The 16,630-nt window shown below is 65.4% G+C and carries 9 protein-coding genes and 1 pseudogene; 5 read left to right on the top strand and 5 right to left on the bottom strand.

The genetic code is table 11. From position 1 onward, the window contains the following. The first annotated feature begins 2 nt into the window (after positions 1–2). Positions 3–1,451 carry a mycofactocin dehydrogenase MftG gene (mftG, locus tag ABW16_RS06560; RefSeq protein ID WP_047318344.1) on the top strand — a complete coding sequence of 483 codons (1,449 nt, stop codon included), beginning with the start codon at positions 3–5 and terminating at the stop codon, positions 1,449–1,451. Here mftG and ABW16_RS06565 read toward each other — a convergent pair. Beyond that, the gene (locus ABW16_RS06565; RefSeq protein WP_047318345.1) at positions 1,433–2,686 is read right to left on the bottom strand and encodes a cytochrome P450; all 1,254 of its coding nucleotides are present in this window, start codon (positions 2,684–2,686) and stop codon (positions 1,433–1,435) included. The genes mftG and ABW16_RS06565 overlap by 19 nt on opposite strands. 113 nt (positions 2,687–2,799) lie before the next feature. Between ABW16_RS06565 and ABW16_RS06570 the strand changes: the two genes are divergently transcribed. Beyond that, positions 2,800–4,452 (top strand): carboxylesterase/lipase family protein, encoded by a 1,653-nt coding sequence (locus tag ABW16_RS06570; protein ID WP_047318346.1) that lies wholly within the window; start codon positions 2,800–2,802, stop codon positions 4,450–4,452. A 35-nt stretch (positions 4,453–4,487) separates the two neighbouring features. Here the strand turns inward: ABW16_RS06570 and ABW16_RS06575 are convergent. Then, positions 4,488–4,787: pseudogene (locus ABW16_RS06575) on the bottom strand (hotdog fold domain-containing protein); the annotation flags it as partial. 23 nt (positions 4,788–4,810) lie between these two features. Here ABW16_RS06575 and ABW16_RS06580 point away from each other — a divergent pair. From ABW16_RS06580 to ABW16_RS06590, 3 genes are all read left to right on the top strand, one after another. Then, entirely contained in the window at positions 4,811–6,226 is a 1,416-nt protein-coding gene (locus tag ABW16_RS06580) for a recombinase family protein (RefSeq protein WP_131721474.1), read from the top strand. A gap of 875 nt (positions 6,227–7,101) precedes the next feature. Next, entirely contained in the window at positions 7,102–7,413 is a 312-nt protein-coding gene (locus ABW16_RS06585; RefSeq protein ID WP_046302235.1) for a helix-turn-helix transcriptional regulator, read from the top strand. After that, positions 7,413–10,178, top strand: coding sequence for a DNA primase family protein (locus ABW16_RS06590; RefSeq protein ID WP_046302236.1), 2,766 nt, complete (start codon positions 7,413–7,415; stop codon positions 10,176–10,178). The genes ABW16_RS06585 and ABW16_RS06590 overlap by 1 nt, the downstream gene beginning before the upstream one ends. Positions 10,179–10,455: 277 nt before the next feature. Here ABW16_RS06590 and ABW16_RS06595 read toward each other — a convergent pair whose 3' ends face one another. The 3 genes from ABW16_RS06595 to ABW16_RS06605 all read right to left on the bottom strand — a co-directional run bounded on the left by ABW16_RS06595 (position 10,456) and on the right by ABW16_RS06605 (position 16,584). Continuing rightward, entirely contained in the window at positions 10,456–11,292 is an 837-nt protein-coding gene (locus tag ABW16_RS06595; RefSeq protein ID WP_047318347.1) for a hypothetical protein, read from the bottom strand. 1,264 nt (positions 11,293–12,556) lie between these two features. Next, positions 12,557–13,150: a recombinase family protein gene (locus ABW16_RS06600; protein ID WP_046301964.1), complete on the bottom strand. Its 594-nt coding sequence runs from the start codon at positions 13,148–13,150 to the stop codon at positions 12,557–12,559. 341 nt (positions 13,151–13,491) lie between these two features. Beyond that, positions 13,492–16,584, bottom strand: coding sequence for an MMPL/RND family transporter (locus ABW16_RS06605; protein WP_046301963.1), 3,093 nt, complete (start codon positions 16,582–16,584; stop codon positions 13,492–13,494). Positions 16,585–16,630: the final 46 nt, after the last annotated feature.

The following is a 16,630-nucleotide window of genomic DNA, read 5'->3' on the forward strand; positions in this document are numbered from 1 at the left end:
CCTTGACCGTTCCGGTAATACACAGCGATGTCCTGGTGGTGGGCGCTGGAAGCGCGGGATCCATTGTGGCAGCCCTGCTCTCGGCGGATCCGGCATGCACGGTGACGGTGGTGGAAACTGGTCCCGGGCTGGAAGATCCGATCGTGGAAGCGCAGACCGCCAACGCGACGCAGTTGCCGATCGGCGCGGCCAGCCGGCTGGTGCACCGCTACCGCGCCGAGCTCATCAGCGGCTCTGACAAGGCGCTGACGATCGTCCGGGGCGCGACTTTCGGCGGCTCCGGCGCGGTCAACGGGGGGTATTTCTGCCGAGGTCTCCCAGCCGACTTCGCCGGCTACCCGGCGGGTTGGTCGTGGCCGCAAGTGCTGGAGTCTTTTCGCGCGGTTGAGACCGATCTTGACTTCCACGGCCCTCAGCACGGCGACTCCGGCCCGATACCCGTCCGGCGCGTCCATGAAATGAGCGATGGCTCAAAGCGATTCAATGAAGCCGTGCAGCGGGCGGGGTTCGGCTGGATCGACGATCTCAACGACGCGTCGATGACGACGGTTTCCGGCGCCGGCGCCGTTCCGCTCAACGTCACTGCCGACGGCGTGCGTACCGGCCCGGGCGCGGCATACCTGCGGCCCGCGCTGTCGCGGGACAACCTGACGGTGCTCACCCAGACCCGGGCGGTCCGCGTCGCCATCGAAGCCGATCGGGCCGTGGCAGTGGACGCGATCGGGCGGGAAGGCCCGATCACGCTGACAGCGGATCGAATCATGTTGTGCGCCGGTGCGATCGGATCATCGCATCTGTTGATGCTGTCCGGTGTCGGTGAGGAGGCAATGCTGCGCGATGCCGGTATCCCGGTACGGGCTGCGCTACCGGTCGGTGCGCACTGTGCGGACCACCCGGAGTGGCTGGTGGCAGCGGAATGGCCGGGCACGCCGGGGCGCCCCGTGCTGGAGACGGTGCTGCACCATGACGACTTGGAAATCCGGCCATACAGCACGGGTTTCGCCACGATGGTCGGCGAAGCGACGGCGCCCGATCCACCGCAGATCGGGGTGGCGCTGATGACGCCGCGGGCCCGCGGCCGGATAAGTCTGGTCTCGGCGGACCCGCAGGTGCCGCCGCGGATCGAACACCGCTACGACACCGAGCCGGAAGACCTGGTGGCGTTGCGCCGCGGAGTGGACCTGGTCGAGCAGATTGTGGGCGTGAAAGACATTGGTGCAGAGCCGCGTTGGTCGACCTCGCAGCACCTCTGCGGTAGCGCGCCCATCGGCGCTGACGACGACCAGGCTGCGGTGCTCGACGCGCAGTGCCGGGTGCGCGGCATCGACGGGCTGTGGGTGATCGACGGCTCGGCGCTGCCGCGGATCACCAGTCGTGGCCCGCACGCGACGATCGCGATGCTGGCGCACCGAACCGCGACACTGCTCTGCGGTCAGGGCCTCAGCCGGTAGCGGATCGGCAGGTGCTTGAGGCCGCCGACGAACGTCGTCGACACCAGCTGCGGCTCTCCGGCCAGTTCGATGGCTTCCAGCCGCGGCAACAAGGCGCTGAAGAAACTGCTGATCTCCATGCGCGCCAAGGCGGATCCCACACAGAAGTGCACGCCATGTCCGAACGCCAGATGCTTGTTCGGGTCGCGCCCGACGTCGAAGGCGAACGGGTCGTCGAACACGTCCTCGTCGCGGTTGGCCGAAACGTAGGACAGATAGACCGATTCGCCCGCGGCGATCGGGACCCCGCGCACCTCGGTGTCGGCGGTGGCGGTGCGCATGAACTCCTTGACCGGCGTCACCCAGCGGATGATCTCTTCGACGGCGGTCGGCATCAGGCGCAGGTCGCCGCGGAGCCGCTCCCGCTGATCGGGGTGTTCGATCAGCGCGCGCAGGCCGCCACTGATCGCTGCGCTGGTGGTGTCGTGGCCGGCGGTGGCGATGATGACGTAGTAGGAAGCGGTGTCCACATCCGACAGCGGTGCGCCGTCGATGGTCGCGTTGGCGATCGTGGAGGCCAGGTCCTCGGTGGGTTGTGCTCGCCGCGCCGCGGTCAGCGCCCCGAAGTAGGAGAAGAAGTCGAGCAGCACCGGCAGCTGCTCCTCGGGAGTCAAGCCGCGGCGGTACTCCTCGTCGTCGCCGCCGAACAGTTCCTGGGTCAGCCGCAGCATCCGGCCGAAATCCGATTCCGGTAGGCCCAGCAGCGACAAAATGACGAACAGTGGGTAGTTGACCGCGACCTCCTGGACGAAGTCGCACTCCGGGCCGAGCTGCACCATCTTCTCGACGTATTGCAGGGCGAGCTCGTCGATGCGGGTCTTGAGCATCCGCATCGCCTTGGGGCGGAACCAATCTGAGACGATTGTGCGCATCTTGTGGTGCTGCGGATCGTCCATGTGGATGAGCGTGCGCAGCCCCATCCCGGACTCCAGTAGGGAGCGCTGCAGGTCGTCGGCGTCGGCGGGTGCCAGCACTGGGCGCGGCGCGTTGATCCACAGCTGGTTGTCGCGTTCGATCTCCATGATGTCGGCGTGCCGGGTGATGGCCCAGAACGGGCGGTAGGGCCGATGGTCGACCAGGGACACCGGTGCGTGTGCGCGGAGGTGGGTCAGCGCCGCGTGCAACCGAGGCTCGTCGGCATAGGCGCTGGGGTCGACGAACACCCGGGCGGCCTGGTCGATTATCGGTGTGCTCATGCCTGCTCCTCGCCCACATTTTTGACACGTGTCAGGTTTGAAACCAGTGTCGCGGATAGCCGGCCGTCGTGGCGGCACTTTGCGTTGATCCTCCGCGATTAGGCTCTTCGGTCATGTCGATCGGATCGTGCCGCCGGGGCCTGCGGGTCGGCGCTGTCGTACTGGCGCTGACCGCGGTGGTGGCGGTCGGGTGCGCCCGCTCCGACGGGGCGGCGTCCCACCCGAGCGTGGGTGCCCGCGCGGTCGCGCTCAACGCCGACGTGGTGCGGACCGGCTCCGGCCTGGTGAGGGGAACAGTCGGCCCGGATCACCGCCTGTTCCAAGGGATCCCGTACGCCGCGCCGCCGGTCGGGCCGCTGCGGTGGCAGTCGCCGGCGCCGATGCCGGCGTGGCCGGGTGTGCGTGACGCGGTCAGGCGCGGGCCGTGGTGCATTCAGCCGGATGCCGCCGACATGGATCCGATCAGCGAAGACTGCCTGACGCTCAACGTGTGGACGCCGACCGGCTCGGCCGCCGAGCCGCTGCCGGTCATGGTGTGGATCCACGGCGGCAGTTTCATGCGGGGGGCCGGCGACATCTACCACGCGCAACGGCTTGCCGTCCGCGGACGTGTCGTCGTCGTCACCATCAACTACCGGCTCGGTGCGCTTGGATTCCTGGCTGATCCCGCGCTGGGGGAGCCCGGCAATTACGGGCTGGCCGACCAGCAGGCGGCGCTGCGTTGGGTTCGCGACAATATCGACGAGTTCGGCGGCGACCCGGACAAGGTGACGATCGCCGGGGAGTCCGCCGGCGGGATGTCGGTCTGCGACCACCTGGCCGCCGCGGGCTCGGCTGGGCTGTTCCGGGCCGCGATCATCCAGAGCGGGCCGTGCCAGGCCCAGGTCGAGGTGCCCGAGGCGCAGCGGATCAGCCGCGAATACACCCGGTCCCTGGGGTGCGGCGAGCGGGGTACGGCCCAGCAGGATCCCGACGAGGAGATCGCGTCGTGCCTGCGGGCATTGCCACCCGATCGGCTGACCAAACCGCTGTGGTACTCGCGGTTCGGCACGGATCACCTCAGTGGACCGGTGGTAGGAACCGAGCTGCTACCCAAGGATCCGGTGCGGGTGTTCCGGGAGTCCCCGGGTGAGGGCGGCCCGGCGGGCAAGCCGGTGTTGCTCGGCGTCAACCGTGACGAGTTCACCATGTTCGTCGCGCTGCGGTATCTGCGCGTCGGCCAGGAGATCACCGCCGCGGAATACCCCGACGAACTGGGCGACACGTTCGGCCGCGACTCCGCCGCCGCGGTGGCCGAGCACTATCCGCCGGCCCGGTTCGACGGCAACATCTCGCTGGCCTATGCGGCCGCAGCGACCGACGACATCTTCGCCTGCCTGGCCGACCGGATGGCCCGCGGCCTGGCCGGCGGCGCGCCCGTCTACGGCTACGAATTCGACGACCCGCACGCCCCGGCCCCGGAGTTGTACGACCAGGTGCCGTTCCCGATCGGAGCCACCCATTCACTCGAGATGCGCTATCTCTTCGACATCGGCGGCGCCCCGCCACTGAACCCCGCCCAGCGCCGGTTGTCCGATCAGATGGTCGAGTACTGGACCGGGTTCGTGGTGACCGGTGCGCCGATCGCCGTCGACCAACCTGACTGGCCAGCGATCGGGACCGGGCCGGACCGGCGGTGGATGTCACTGCGGACCGACGGCAGCCGGATGATCAGCGACTACGCCGCCGAGCACCAGTGCGACTTCTGGGCGACCGTGCGCGGCTGACCCGCGGCTCGGCGAGAATTGGGGAGGCGTGAGGTTCAGGCCGGCGTCACCCAGGTGGTGATGTCGGCGTGCACCACCTCGACACCCGCCTTGTCGGTGATGCTCACCGGCACCACCACCTCGGTGCCTTCAGTGATGGCGCTGAAGGCCGGTGGGTCCAGCCGGGCGGTCGCCCGCAGCGACGTCGTCGCCTTGGCCAGGTAGGCCACGTTCATCGCCTTGGGGATCCAGCGGTGGCTGCGCGGCACGGTGGCCTCCATCAACATCCCCATCGCGACCTCGGCCGCGTTGCAGGACGCGATCGCGTGCACAGTGTGCAAGTGGTTGTAGACAAAGAGTTTCGATCTTTGGGCACGTAGTGGATACGCTGGTAGCCATGCGGTGTGCCATTTACACGAGGATCTCCCGAGATCTGACCGGTGAGCAGGTCGGCGCTGATCGACAGCTCAAGGAGTGCCGTGAGCTTGCGGATTCCGGAGGGCACGAACTTGTTGCCACCTACCGCGACAACGACGTCAGTGCGTACTCGGGGCGTGCGCGACCTGATTTCGAGAAGCTGCTCGACGCCATGGCGGCGGGCGATTTCTCGGTGTTGATCGTTTGGCACATCGACCGGTTGTACCGCTCGATGAAGGATCTGGAGCGCATCATCGATGTGGCGGAGGGCGGTGGTATCCAGATTCAGACAGTCAGTTCTGGCGACTTGGACCTCTCCACCTCGGCCGGGCGGATGATCGGACGCATTCTCGGGTCGGTGGCGCGGCAGGAGTCGGAGCACCATGCCGAACGGCGCAAGTTGGCCAACAAGGAGCATGCTCTGGCCGGACGGTGGTGTTCGACCGGATCGCGGCCCTTCGGCTACGACAAGACCGGTGTACCCCTGGAGCCGGAAGCCACAATGCTGCGCCATGCGGCGACGGACGTCCTTGCGGGCAAGTCGCTGCATGCCGTTGCCCGCGAGTGGAACGCGTCAGGGGTGACGACGGTGCGTGGTGCGCAGTGGACGAACCTTCATGTCCGTCGGGTCCTGACCAACGCGCGACTCGCTGCGCTGCGGGTCCACCGTGGCGAGATCATCGGGCAGGGCGCATGGGAGCCGATCATCGACGAAGGTATCTGGCGAGGACTTTGGGCCTTCTTGCGTGACCCGGAACGGCGCAACGCGGTGGCGTTCGAGCGCAGGCACATGTTGTCCGGTATTGCCCGGTGTGGCCTGTGCAAGGGGCCGTTGTACGTCGCCCGCCCGCACGGTCGGGACCGGCCAGCGGCATACGTTTGTCGCCGCCCTGGTGCGCATGTGGGCCGCAATCAGGCGGCACTGGATGGTTATGTCGAGAGAGTGGTGCTCGGTTATCTGGAGCGCCACGGTTTAGGTGCGGACCTTCGTCGAGGCCAAGACGGTGTTGATTTCGACGGTTTGCGAGCTGAGCGGGAAGCCAAGGCTACGACTAAGGATCAGCTGGCCACGTTGCTCCGAACAGGGGTGCTCGACATGGCCGCAGTGGAACGCGAGTCTGCCGTGCTCACCGCCGAGATTGACGCGATCGACCGCCGCCTGGCCGATGCTGTAGCGAGCCCTCCGGCGCTCGCGCTGTTGGCCGGGGAAGATGACCCGGCCGCGTTGGACACCGACAAGCTGGTCGAGCGCTGGCTGGCCGCATCGCCCGACCTCAGAGGAAAAATCGTCAACTCCCTGTTCGAGGTGGTCGTGAACCCAGTCCGCAAGGGCGTGAGGAACTTCGATCCTGACTTCGTTGAGATCAACTGGCGCTGAAGAGGTTTGCGCTGGTCAGCCGCCCCGGCTATCGAATACCGGTGGTCTACCAAACGGAATTCAGCCGTCCTATAGCGTTGCTATAGTCGACCTATAGAGGTTAAATACGCTGGCAGTAGATGTTTTAGCGAGATTATCGGGGTTGCTGCGACGGCCGGAAGCTGCTTACACTGGGCAGCAAGCTTGAAGGGGTCACGCCAAGGCTGACAAGTGCAGCGGGGCTGCGGCGGACCGCCCGGACGTTGAGTAACCGGGCGCTGAGATGAGACCGGCACGCAAAAAGTCATTGCGTTCTCTCTCTTCATCTTTCCAGGAGAAACCCTTGTCTGCCAGGGACTTTCAGCGACATCGAGCGCGCTATGCTGCGCTGACTCGCTCCCGGCCTGGCGATGACCCAGAGCTGGTAGACGCTCGGCGGCTTATGCAGGAGGAACGCCTTGTCAAGGCCATCGAGGATGCCCTAGATAAGGCTCCCCCGATGACTACGCAAGTCCGCCAACGGATTGTCGGACTTCTGTCGCAGGGAGGCTGAGGGTGGTGTCGAGTGCCGGTGATTCTCACCACCATCGATCAGGAGGCCCGGCTACGGTGCCCCGCGTGCGCGTGGCGGATTCGGCGCTCAATTGTTTGGGTAGCACCCGCACAGGACCTCGGGGGCGAGGGTTCCGGCGTGAGCAAGTTCGACCGCCTGGCTTGTTTTTCGTAACGAGACCCGACCTGCCGTTGGGCTTCGAGTCACCAAGTTGAGCGCATCGTGCAGCGATCGGGCGTTCGCATTCAGACCCTGTCAAACACGTTCCGAGTCGGTCACAAGGCGTAGATGGGGTCAAAGCCTCCATCCGGTTACGGCCACCGCAGGCCGACGGAGGATCACGATGAGCGACACCCAATGCAACATCATCAGCCGACAGGTCTTACTGGAATGGCTCGGCGTCTCCGACAGCACGGAGCGCCGCAAGCGCAAGGAAGGTCGTTCCTGGCCGCCGCACCTGATGATTGCGGGCAAGGTCTGCTACCGGCGCTCCGCCGTCGAGGACTTTATCCGCGCCCAGGAAGCCATATGCCAAAAAGTCATCTCAGAAGCTCACGGTAAGGCGTCGGCCGTACCCGAAGGCCAGGTCCGGCATGCCCCGCGCGCCGAGGGCATCGATTCTGGGGCTGTTCGCAGCGCTGAGGTGATCGGCTGATGGTGGAGAACAGCAACCCCGGCGAGGAGCGCGACGGGGTCACCGAGGAGAACCGCCAGCCTAACGACCAGGATGAGCATGACGTACTCGATGTGATGGCCGCTAGTGTCGTCGGTGGTTCAGGTGCCCCGCTTTTGGAGCTGCTTGGCATCCGGCAGGACGAGCACGTCAGCGTGTGCTGGCAGCGCCCCGACCGCAACTTCATGGCCCAACTGACCAGCGGTAGTGACGCTGCCCGGGTTGCTGCCGAACACATCAATGACGCAAACGTCTGGTTCGGGGTCAACCCCATCGGTAGGCATGTGCGCGGTGGACGGGGGAGGGCGGAAGACGTGACCCGGTGCGTCGCGCTCTGGGCGGACCTTGACGTCGGCAAGGACGGTGCCTGCGTTGATGTCGACCAGGCCTTAATGATCGTCAAGGAGGTCAGCGAGATGTTGGGGGCCAACCCCATCGCGCTGGTGGACTCCGGCAGCGGTGGACTGCACCCGTATTGGTTGCTCGACGTGGGCGACCCCGCCTGGCGATTCAAGCTCAACCCCGAGGAGCCGTGGAAGGATAACGCGGCCAGAGAGCGGGCGCAGAACGGGCTGCGGCGGTTCCAGCGGCTGGTGGACCACGTCGCAGCACGGCATGGTGTCAAGGTCGACAACGTCAGCGACATGAGTCGGGTCCTGCGTTGGCCGGGGTCATACAACAGAAAGCGGCCAGACCAGCCGGGCCTGGTTGAGCTGGTGGAGTCCCCGCTGGGCATACCTGAACCGCTCACGCTGGAGTGGGTGGAGAACGCCCTGGATGAGGCTGGTATCCCGGCTGAGGCCCCGAAGAGTAGACCCGGCAGCGGTGACGGCGCGACCGTCGCGGGTAAGGCCGGAGACTGGCGCTACGGGATGCTCACCCACCCGTACGTCCTGTCGATGATCGAGGGCTGGAAGACCGAGGCGGTCAATGGTCGTCATCACTGGATGTTGAGCTGCTTCATCCGGTTGGCCTGCGCTCACCGGTGCGGGCGGATCACCGAGAGCGACTACGGGCGCGGCCGGGATGTCGTCCTGGGCAGGTTCACGGTTGATGACTTGGGCCGAGAGCTTCGGGTCGACGAGGGAGCGCCCGAGTTGCAAGAGGCCATCCGCAGGGCAGAAGCCAAGAGTGACGAGGAAGCCCTGCGAGAGTGCGGAGGTCGGGACAGAGACGCAGGGCAGACCGACTCCGAGTACTGGGCCGAGAGCGTCGACGTTCAGCGGTCCGACAGCGGGGAGATCGACACCACTGATCGGCTGGAGGACGCTTATCTAGGTGAGCGCATCTATCGGGAGAGCTTGCAGGACTACCAGTGGACCGCCGAGTTCGGATGGATGCACTATGACGGGCGGCGGTGGACGCGGACTAAGGACCCGATCGTCGCTGACGAGGTCCGTAGTGCACTGATAGAGCTGCATCGGGGTGGCGCGCTCGCCGGTGCCGACCACAACCGGCTGCAGAAGATCTCCGGGCTGCTGTCCAGGAGCCGCATCGAGGGTCTCGCCGGGGTGGCAAGGATGGTCAGCGCGAAAGAGTCACAGTCGATCCGCTTCGATGATCATCCGGACCTGCTCAACGTAGGCAACGGCGTGGTTGACCTGCGCACCGGTGAGCTGAGTCCGCACGGCCGCGAGCTGTACCTGACGAAGGTCATCGACGTCGACTATGTGCCCTACGCGGTGCACGAGGACTGGGATAAGGCATTGGAGGCCCTGCCGGACGCCGAGTGTGAAGTCTGGCTACAGGAACGGCTAGGTCAGGGCATAACGGGCCACCCGGTGCCGGACGACAGGCTGCTCGTCCTGAAGGGCGGCGGATCGAATGGGAAGACCACGATCGTTGACGGCGTCCGGGGTGCACTCGGCGGCGACTACATGGTGTCCATGCCCGAGCGGATTTTGCTGGCCAGGCCGAGTGATCATCCCACCGAGATGATGAAGCTTTGTGGGGCCAGGCTGGCCGTCATGGAGGAGTTCCCCGACCAGCACATCAACGTTAAACGCCTCAAGGACATCCAAGGCACCGGCGAGATGACCGCTCGCCATATCGGCAAGGACTCGGTCTCCTGGAAGCCGACTCACAGTGCGGTCATCACGACGAATTACTTTCCGAAGGTCGACGAGTCGGACCACGGAACGTGGCGGCGGCTGGTGATGTTGGATTTTCCGTACACCTACCGCAAGGCGGGGGAGAGGCTGGGGCCCGACGACCGGTTGGGAGATCCGGGCCTGCGGGGAAGGGTCGAGGGCGGGACGGAGCAGCAGCAGGCCGTGCTGGCCTGGCTGGTCGAAGGTGCACGGCGCTGGTATGCCAATGACATGGCCATGTCAGCAGACCCGAGAAGCGTCACCGAGGCCACGGCTCAGTGGCGTGAACAGTCGGACGTGATGCTCCGCTACATCACTGAACGCCTGGTCTTCGACCCACAGCAGTGGGTGCCGACGGGGGATTTGTTCGACGACTTCACCTCCTGGTCGGCGGACGCGAAGCATCGGCAGTGGACCGCGCAGACGTTCACCTCACGGTTCCTCGGTCACGAGGATGTTGACAAGGCTGGGGTGCGCAAGGGCCAGGTCTCCACTAGCCGGGAGGGGTTGTCTCGGAGACCGAGCAGGGTCTCCGGCCAACCTACGGGCGCTCCGCTACCGAAGCGGACCATGGCGATGCTCGGGGTCGGCTTCCGGGTCGACGAGGGTGGAGAAGCTGTAGAGGAGGGGTGGGCGGAGCGGGCAAAACGGTCCTGACCAGCGGGATGGTGGAAGTGCAAGGGATGCAAGGATGAAATTGGAGATCCTTTACATTGGACCTCGTATGAGCGACGGCCAATTTCATCCTTGCGCCCCTTGCATACCAACTACCCGGCGGCTAGTCCGATACCTGGCTCCCACAACGTCATTGATCTCTGGGGCCTGTTAAGACGTGGCGTCGTGGGGACGGCGGCCCCTGCGCCCGTGCGCGGCAACAGCGGCCAGCCCCGCACGCAGCTAACGAAGTCCCGGGTGGCCCAGGGCTCGCTGGGGATCAGCCGCGTGGCTGTCGCGCTTTCGGTTCATGGTCTGGCAGTCCGTCCGGCCGTGGCGGCATCGCCAGACCGGCACGTCGATCTCGCAACCGAAGAAGCTCGCCCAAAAGGTGCAATGCCTGCACGGCGAAGTAGAGCGTGATGTCCTTGCGTGCGGTCATCCGATAGACGGGGTGACCGTCCGCGCCGCTGTCGACCTGCTCGCGGTGTAAGAACCCGTGATGTGCCCACGGTCGCCCATGCGCGAACCCTGACGTGATCTGCCAATCGCTGTACACCGGCAAGTCGGTGTACTGCGCGCCACCCTTAATCGGCTCGGTGACCTTAAACCCCGACTTGGCGCGTTTCGCGTTGATCCCCAAACGTTCCGCGACATCGCCGATCAGATCCAGATTGCCAGCATTGCGTTTCAACATGTCCGCTGCCGAAGAGCCCGAAGAAGTCACATAATTCGCGAAGTCGTGATAGTTCCTAGCATGCCAGCGCAGTGCACGCTCGATCCGTTCAGGTCGGGCTTTGGGGCCCAAGATCCACAGTCCAGTCGCGGTGTTCTCCAAGGCTGCCCGGACAAGAGTGTTACTCACCGCCAGGTGCTGGTAGTTGGCGTCCCTCACCACCACCTTCACACCGTGCAGCTGGTCAACGGAGGCATTGATGATGTGACGCAACGCAAGGCTGACCTCAAACGGGTGAGACTTGGCGTCGTCCCCCGCCAACGAACTGCTTGACTCCACCGGAAAGTCGTCAGGGTCCCCGACCCGCGCCGCCAACGCTTCGACCGCTTCTGCGTACTCCCGCCATTTTTGTTCGATCTGTTCGGCGGCGACCTCAGACATCAGCTGACCCGATCCACGAGCCGGATGAGGGATGCCCGCCGGTGACGTTCTGGAAGGCGCGGGGTTATCGCAGAATCGTGCTGACAGACCGGCATTCGGATTATCCTGCCAGCAACTCACTGTGCGCTACCGAAGGTGCGCACGGCCGTCCGCTGGTCCATCAGGTGCGTAAAGTTCTTGGCCCAGGAGGCCATGCCATGTCGCCGCTCTTGTTGGCTGATATGGACCGCGCAACAAGTCGGCGATCCTCCCGATCAGGTTGGCGTGGTTCTAGGCCTGCCGTTGGGTCTGCACTATGGACGCAGTCTGCTCCCTGGGGTCGAACTCGGGATACCCGGGAAGTTGCCCCACCCCGCCGACGGCGGCCCGCAGTCTGACGACGCAACCTGATCAATTCTGTCGCCGCCTGCAGGCATACTCGGCCGAGTGCTGATACCGCCTGACCCCATCTACCTAGAAGGTCCTGGCACGATCCGCTGGGCAGCCGGGTGTCCTGATGGCCGCCGTTCGCTGACCTGGGTTGTGACTGGGGCGAAAAACAGCGACGACATCTACATCGGGACGCGTTCGATGATGAAGGATATGAAGCTGAGCCTTCACCCGAGAAGGTGGCGCATGGCATTGACGACCCAAGCCGCCGCCCGCCATCTGCCAGAGGGCTCCGACCGAGTTTTGGCCCGTTGGGATGTTCCTGCCGACCGGTGGCCGGGCTGGAGACTTGCGGCGGCAATCCTAACTCCCGCCATCACTTTCACGGCCCCGTTCAATGAGCGTCGCCCAAGTGATGGCGGCCCGATTCTATGGTTTCCGGCCCCGACACCGCCGGAGCATCTCCGGTTCTACGTACTCCTCGGGGAACCTGATGCTGGATTGGCGATCAACAACGTCATCGGGGACGTAGGCCGAATGACACTCAGCTCGGGCCTGCGTGTGTGGATAGTCGCCGATGCCTTCACCGTGACTGCGGAACACCAACGGCATATCGAAGATATCCGGCGGGCGATGGCACTGCACCCTGACGCGGCTTGCGGATGGGCCTGGGGCGAGGTGGAAGGGATACCGAACCTTCTCGATCTAGCTGCGCTGAGACCTGCGACTGCAGGCGCGCCCGGACCTGGTGGCAACTACCTGGCGCGTGTTCGGCTAGACCCGACTGGCGAACCGGCAATCCCAGCAACGGTCGATGACCTAGATGACACCCGCGCCTGAGGTGGCCCGGTAGCTGCAGACCGTTGCGGGGTCCTCAGTGCCTGGCAGGGGCAAGTTAGCCCTTTTCGGCCAGCAGTCGGTACATCGTGGGGCGGCTGACACCGAGGGTTTTGGCGATCTCGGGCACCGGCTCGCCTGCGGCACGCATCCGCTCGGCCAGCGCGATCTGGTCGGGGGACAGCGCCCGAGGCCGTCCGATGGGTAAGTTGCGGGCCTTGCGCGCAGCCTTAGCCGCATCTCGACGCTCTCGACCCAGCTCCAGCTCCAGCTCGGCGAGGCTGGCCATGATGCCCAGGACAGCCCTGCCTGTGGGAGTGGAGCTGTCCACCCCTTCGCGCAGCGACCGGATGACCACCTCACTGTCCAGAAGGTCCTTGATGGTCAACATGACCTCGGCGGCGCTGCGGCCCAGCCGGTCGATCCCGACGACCACGATTGTGTCACCGGGCCGGGCGTAGTTCAGCAGTCCGGCCAGGCCGGTGCGCTGCTCCTTGGTCGACGTGCCGGTTAGCTTGTCGCTGTAGACGCGGTCTGCATCGACACCGGCGGCGGTGAGCGCGTCAGCCTGGGCATCCAGGGACTGGTGCCCGGTGGACACCCGGGCGTAGCCCAACAGCTGGCCGGTGGTCTGGGCGGTTACGACGGTCATGCCCATTATCGTATCTCGAAAGTCCGTCAGTCACTGTTCTGATACGAGACAACTTTCGAGAATTTTCACCTGTGAATACGCGGTGGGAGGGATCGGTCCGTGGGGGCGTCTCGGAACTAAAGAATCGAGACGGTTCGACTAGGGCGAGTTCATGTCGGATCAGGAATCTCCCAAGGGCGCTGGAAGGTCGTGTTGGGCCCACCGCTGATGTCATTTTCTCAGCGGTGGTGTCATGTCATGTAGATGCATGTGTGGGGGACGAATGTTGGTTGCACTGATGGCGTGAGCGGCGGCTCGCTGAAGCCCGGCGTGATGTCCGCCTGTCCCAGCTGGTTGTGGAGTTATCGGTGTGTGGTTGTTGATCGTCGGTTGTGTTGGGGCCACCAGCTGGCTTCGCCGAGGAGTGTGGCGATGGCGGGGACGGTGAGGGTGCGAACGAGGAATGTGTCGAGCAGGAGCCCGCAGCCGATGACGAGGCCGACTTGGATCATGATCGCGATGGACCCGAACATCAGTCCGAACATGCTGGCGGCGAAGATGATTCCGGCCGAGGTGATGACCGAACCGGTGCGGGCGACGGTGCGCAGTACCCCGACGCGAATGTTGTGTCTGGATTCCTCCCGCAACCGTGAGACGAGCAGCATGTTGTAGTCGGCGCCGACGGCTACCAGGATGATGAACGCCAGCAACGGCACGGGCCACGCGATTTCGTAGCCGAGTCCCCATTGGAAGACCAGGACGCCGATGCCCAATGAGGCGAGGTAGTTCAGCACGACCGTCCCCAGCAGGTACAGCGGGGCGAGCAGGGCGCGCAAAAGCAGGACGAGGATGAGTCCGACGATGACCAGGGTGCTGATGGCCATTTGAGTGAAGTCAGCCGACAGCAGCCGCTGGATGTCGGAGTTGACGGCGGGAAACCCGGCAACGGCGATAGTGGCGTTGGCCAGGGTGGTGTTCGGGCGGGCGGCGTCGGCGGTTTCGACGATCTGGTGGGCGAGTGTGATCGCTTGCGCGCTGTAGGGGTCGTAGTTGGATTCGACGACAAAGCGGGCGGTTTTGCCATCGGGTGAGATGAACTGTTTGGCGACGTCGGTGAATTGACGATTGTCGAAGGCGCTGCTGGGCAGGTAGAAACCGCTCGCCGCGTCGGAGTCGGCGCTGGCGCGGGCCGAGTTCTGCAGTTGGGCGGCGACCTGGCCCATCCGAGCCAGCATTTCGATGTTGCTGTCGGCTAGGGCGTGCACACCGGCGGCCAGCGCCTGCGCCCCGGCGGCGAGTTGGCTGATGCCGCCTTGAAGCCGTCCGATGGTGCCGGCCGGATCATCCGCAGGAGCCCCTGGGGCTCCGAAGGCCCTGTCGAGCGCTGCGGCGGCGGTTTGGATGTCGGAGAGGGTGCCGGCAATGGTGGCGTCGGTGTCGGGGTTGTAGCGGTCGCCGAGGGTGGCGACTTCGGTGAAGAATCCGTTATCGCGCAAGCTCACCAGGATCTGGACCTGGTCACGGATTTGCGCGCATTGCGGCGTGGTGGCACACCATCCCGAACTGTTGAGGCCATCGACGAGAGGGGCCAGCACGGCGAGGGCGGTTTCGGCTTGACCCGCCCGTGTCCGTAGTCCGGGGCCGGACTGGATGGCTTGGTCGATGGTGGGTGCGGTGGCCGAAAGTTCTTGCAGCAACGGTCGAGATGACCACAGCAGGGTGTCACCGGATTGGGCGCGGGCCAGTACGCCCGACAGCGGGGTCAAGATGGCGTGCAGGGCGGCATCGAGCTGGGCCAGGCCACCGGCGAGTTGATCGGCGCCGTCGGTGAGTTGGGCGAGGTCGCCTTTTCGGGCGTCGCCGTCGGACACGGCGTCGGCCATCTTGTCGCCGATCTGCCTGTTCTGCCAGGACAGTTGGGCTTGTTCGAGGCGGGTGCCGGTAGGGCGGGTTATGCCGACGACTTTGGTGACCCCGGGTACTTGGGCGACTCGGGAGGCCATCTCGTCGAGGTCGGCCAGCCCTTTGCTGGTGCGCATATCGTCGGGGTTTTCCACGACGAGAAATTCGGTGATGACGACGTCTTTGGGGAAGTGGCGATCCAGCAGTTGGTAACCCTGGTTGCTGGCAGTGGTGGCGGGCTGGCCTTTGCGGTCGTCGTAGCTGATCTTCATCGTGGTCGCGACCGCCGCGAGGGCCACGAGGATGACTAGGCTCGCGGCCAACAGCGGCACCGGCCGGCGGACCACCGCGACAGCCACACTGTTCCAGTAGCGGCGGGTTCGATCGGATTTCGGCTCGCCGATTCCACGGCGGGCGGCCAGCGCCAGCACCGGCGGCAGCAAGGTGACAGTGGCCAGGAATCCGACCAGCACGGCGACCGCGCAGGCCGGACCGAGCCCAGCGAAAACGCTGAGGCGGGCGAAGACCATGGCAAAAAAGGCCAGCGCAACGGTGGCCGCCGAGGCCAGGATGACGCGCCCGATGCTGGCGGTGGCATGAATGACGGCCTGATCGGCGGGTACGTGTGCGCGGCGCTGTTCGTGGTACCGGCTGATCAAAAACACCGTGTAGTCGGTGCCCGCGCCGAGCAGGATCACCGTCATGAACGCCACGGTGAACTGCGAGACGGGCATGCCGCTTTCGCCGAGGGCAGACAGCACACCACGGCCGACGGCCAGGCTGACCCCGATCACCAGCAGGGGCAGCAAGGCGGTGAACACCGACCGGTAGACGATCAGCAGGATTAGTGCGATCAGCGCGGCGGTGGCGATCGAGATCAGCAGCAGGTCGTGTTCGGCGGCGGCGATCTGGTCGTTGAAGGTTGCCGCCGGGCCCGTCACGTGCACGATCGTCGGTGAACCGGCGAATACGCCGGCGGCGATGTCGCGCACGGCTTGGACGGATTCGGCAGCCTTGGGGTCACCCAGGGTGCCGGCCACACCCACCGGCAGATACCAGGCTTTGCCGTCCGAGCTGGTCGCATGCGCCGCAGTGACCGGGTCGGCGAGCAGATCTTGAACCAGCAAGACATGGTCGCTATCGGCGCGCAGCTGCACCACCAACTGCTCATAGCGGTTGCGCACCGGCGCGGTGAAGCCGTCGGGGTCTTCCATCGCCACGACCAGCATCGTTTTGGAGCCCTGTTCCCCGAAGGCCGCGCTCATCCGGTCCACGGTCTGAAACGACGTCGCGTCGCGGGGAATCAGGTTCACCGACTGCTGCCGGACCACGGTTTCCAGCTGCGGGAACACCAGCGCCAGCAGCATGGCGACGGCGATCCAGCCGCCGATGACCAGTGCTTTATGGCGCACCGTGAACCCGGCCAGTGCCGCTAGCCGGCTGCTGTACTCACTGGATTCGCCCGGATCGGCCACGCCGTTGCGGGGCCGGCGGGGCATGGTTACTGTGCCCGCACCGCCGGGGTTGTCGACACTCACCGTGCCTGCGCCCATACAAGTTGCTGGCACTGGCCACAAGGGCCTGGCCGTCGACGACGAC

Origin of the sequence: Mycolicibacter heraklionensis (assembly GCF_001021505.1) — a bacterium.
In the GTDB taxonomy this organism is placed as follows: domain Bacteria; phylum Actinomycetota; class Actinomycetes; order Mycobacteriales; family Mycobacteriaceae; genus Mycobacterium; species Mycobacterium heraklionense.

What these genes read in the sequence shown, in the direction of transcription:
- ABW16_RS06590 (WP_046302236.1), top strand. Translation starts at nt 7,413, where the DNA reads ATGGTGGAGAACAGCAACCCCGGCGAGGAGCGCGACGGGGTCACCGAG.
- ABW16_RS06585 (WP_046302235.1), top strand. Translation starts at nt 7,102, where the DNA reads ATGAGCGACACCCAATGCAACATCATCAGCCGACAGGTCTTACTGGAA.
- ABW16_RS06570 (WP_047318346.1), top strand. Translation starts at nt 2,800, where the DNA reads ATGTCGATCGGATCGTGCCGCCGGGGCCTGCGGGTCGGCGCTGTCGTA.
- ABW16_RS06600 (WP_046301964.1), bottom strand. Translation starts at nt 13,150, where the DNA reads ATGACCGTCGTAACCGCCCAGACCACCGGCCAGCTGTTGGGCTACGCC.
- ABW16_RS06565 (WP_047318345.1), bottom strand. Translation starts at nt 2,686, where the DNA reads ATGAGCACACCGATAATCGACCAGGCCGCCCGGGTGTTCGTCGACCCC.
- ABW16_RS06605 (WP_046301963.1), bottom strand. Translation starts at nt 16,584, where the DNA reads ATGGGCGCAGGCACGGTGAGTGTCGACAACCCCGGCGGTGCGGGCACA.
- ABW16_RS06595 (WP_047318347.1), bottom strand. Translation starts at nt 11,292, where the DNA reads ATGTCTGAGGTCGCCGCCGAACAGATCGAACAAAAATGGCGGGAGTAC.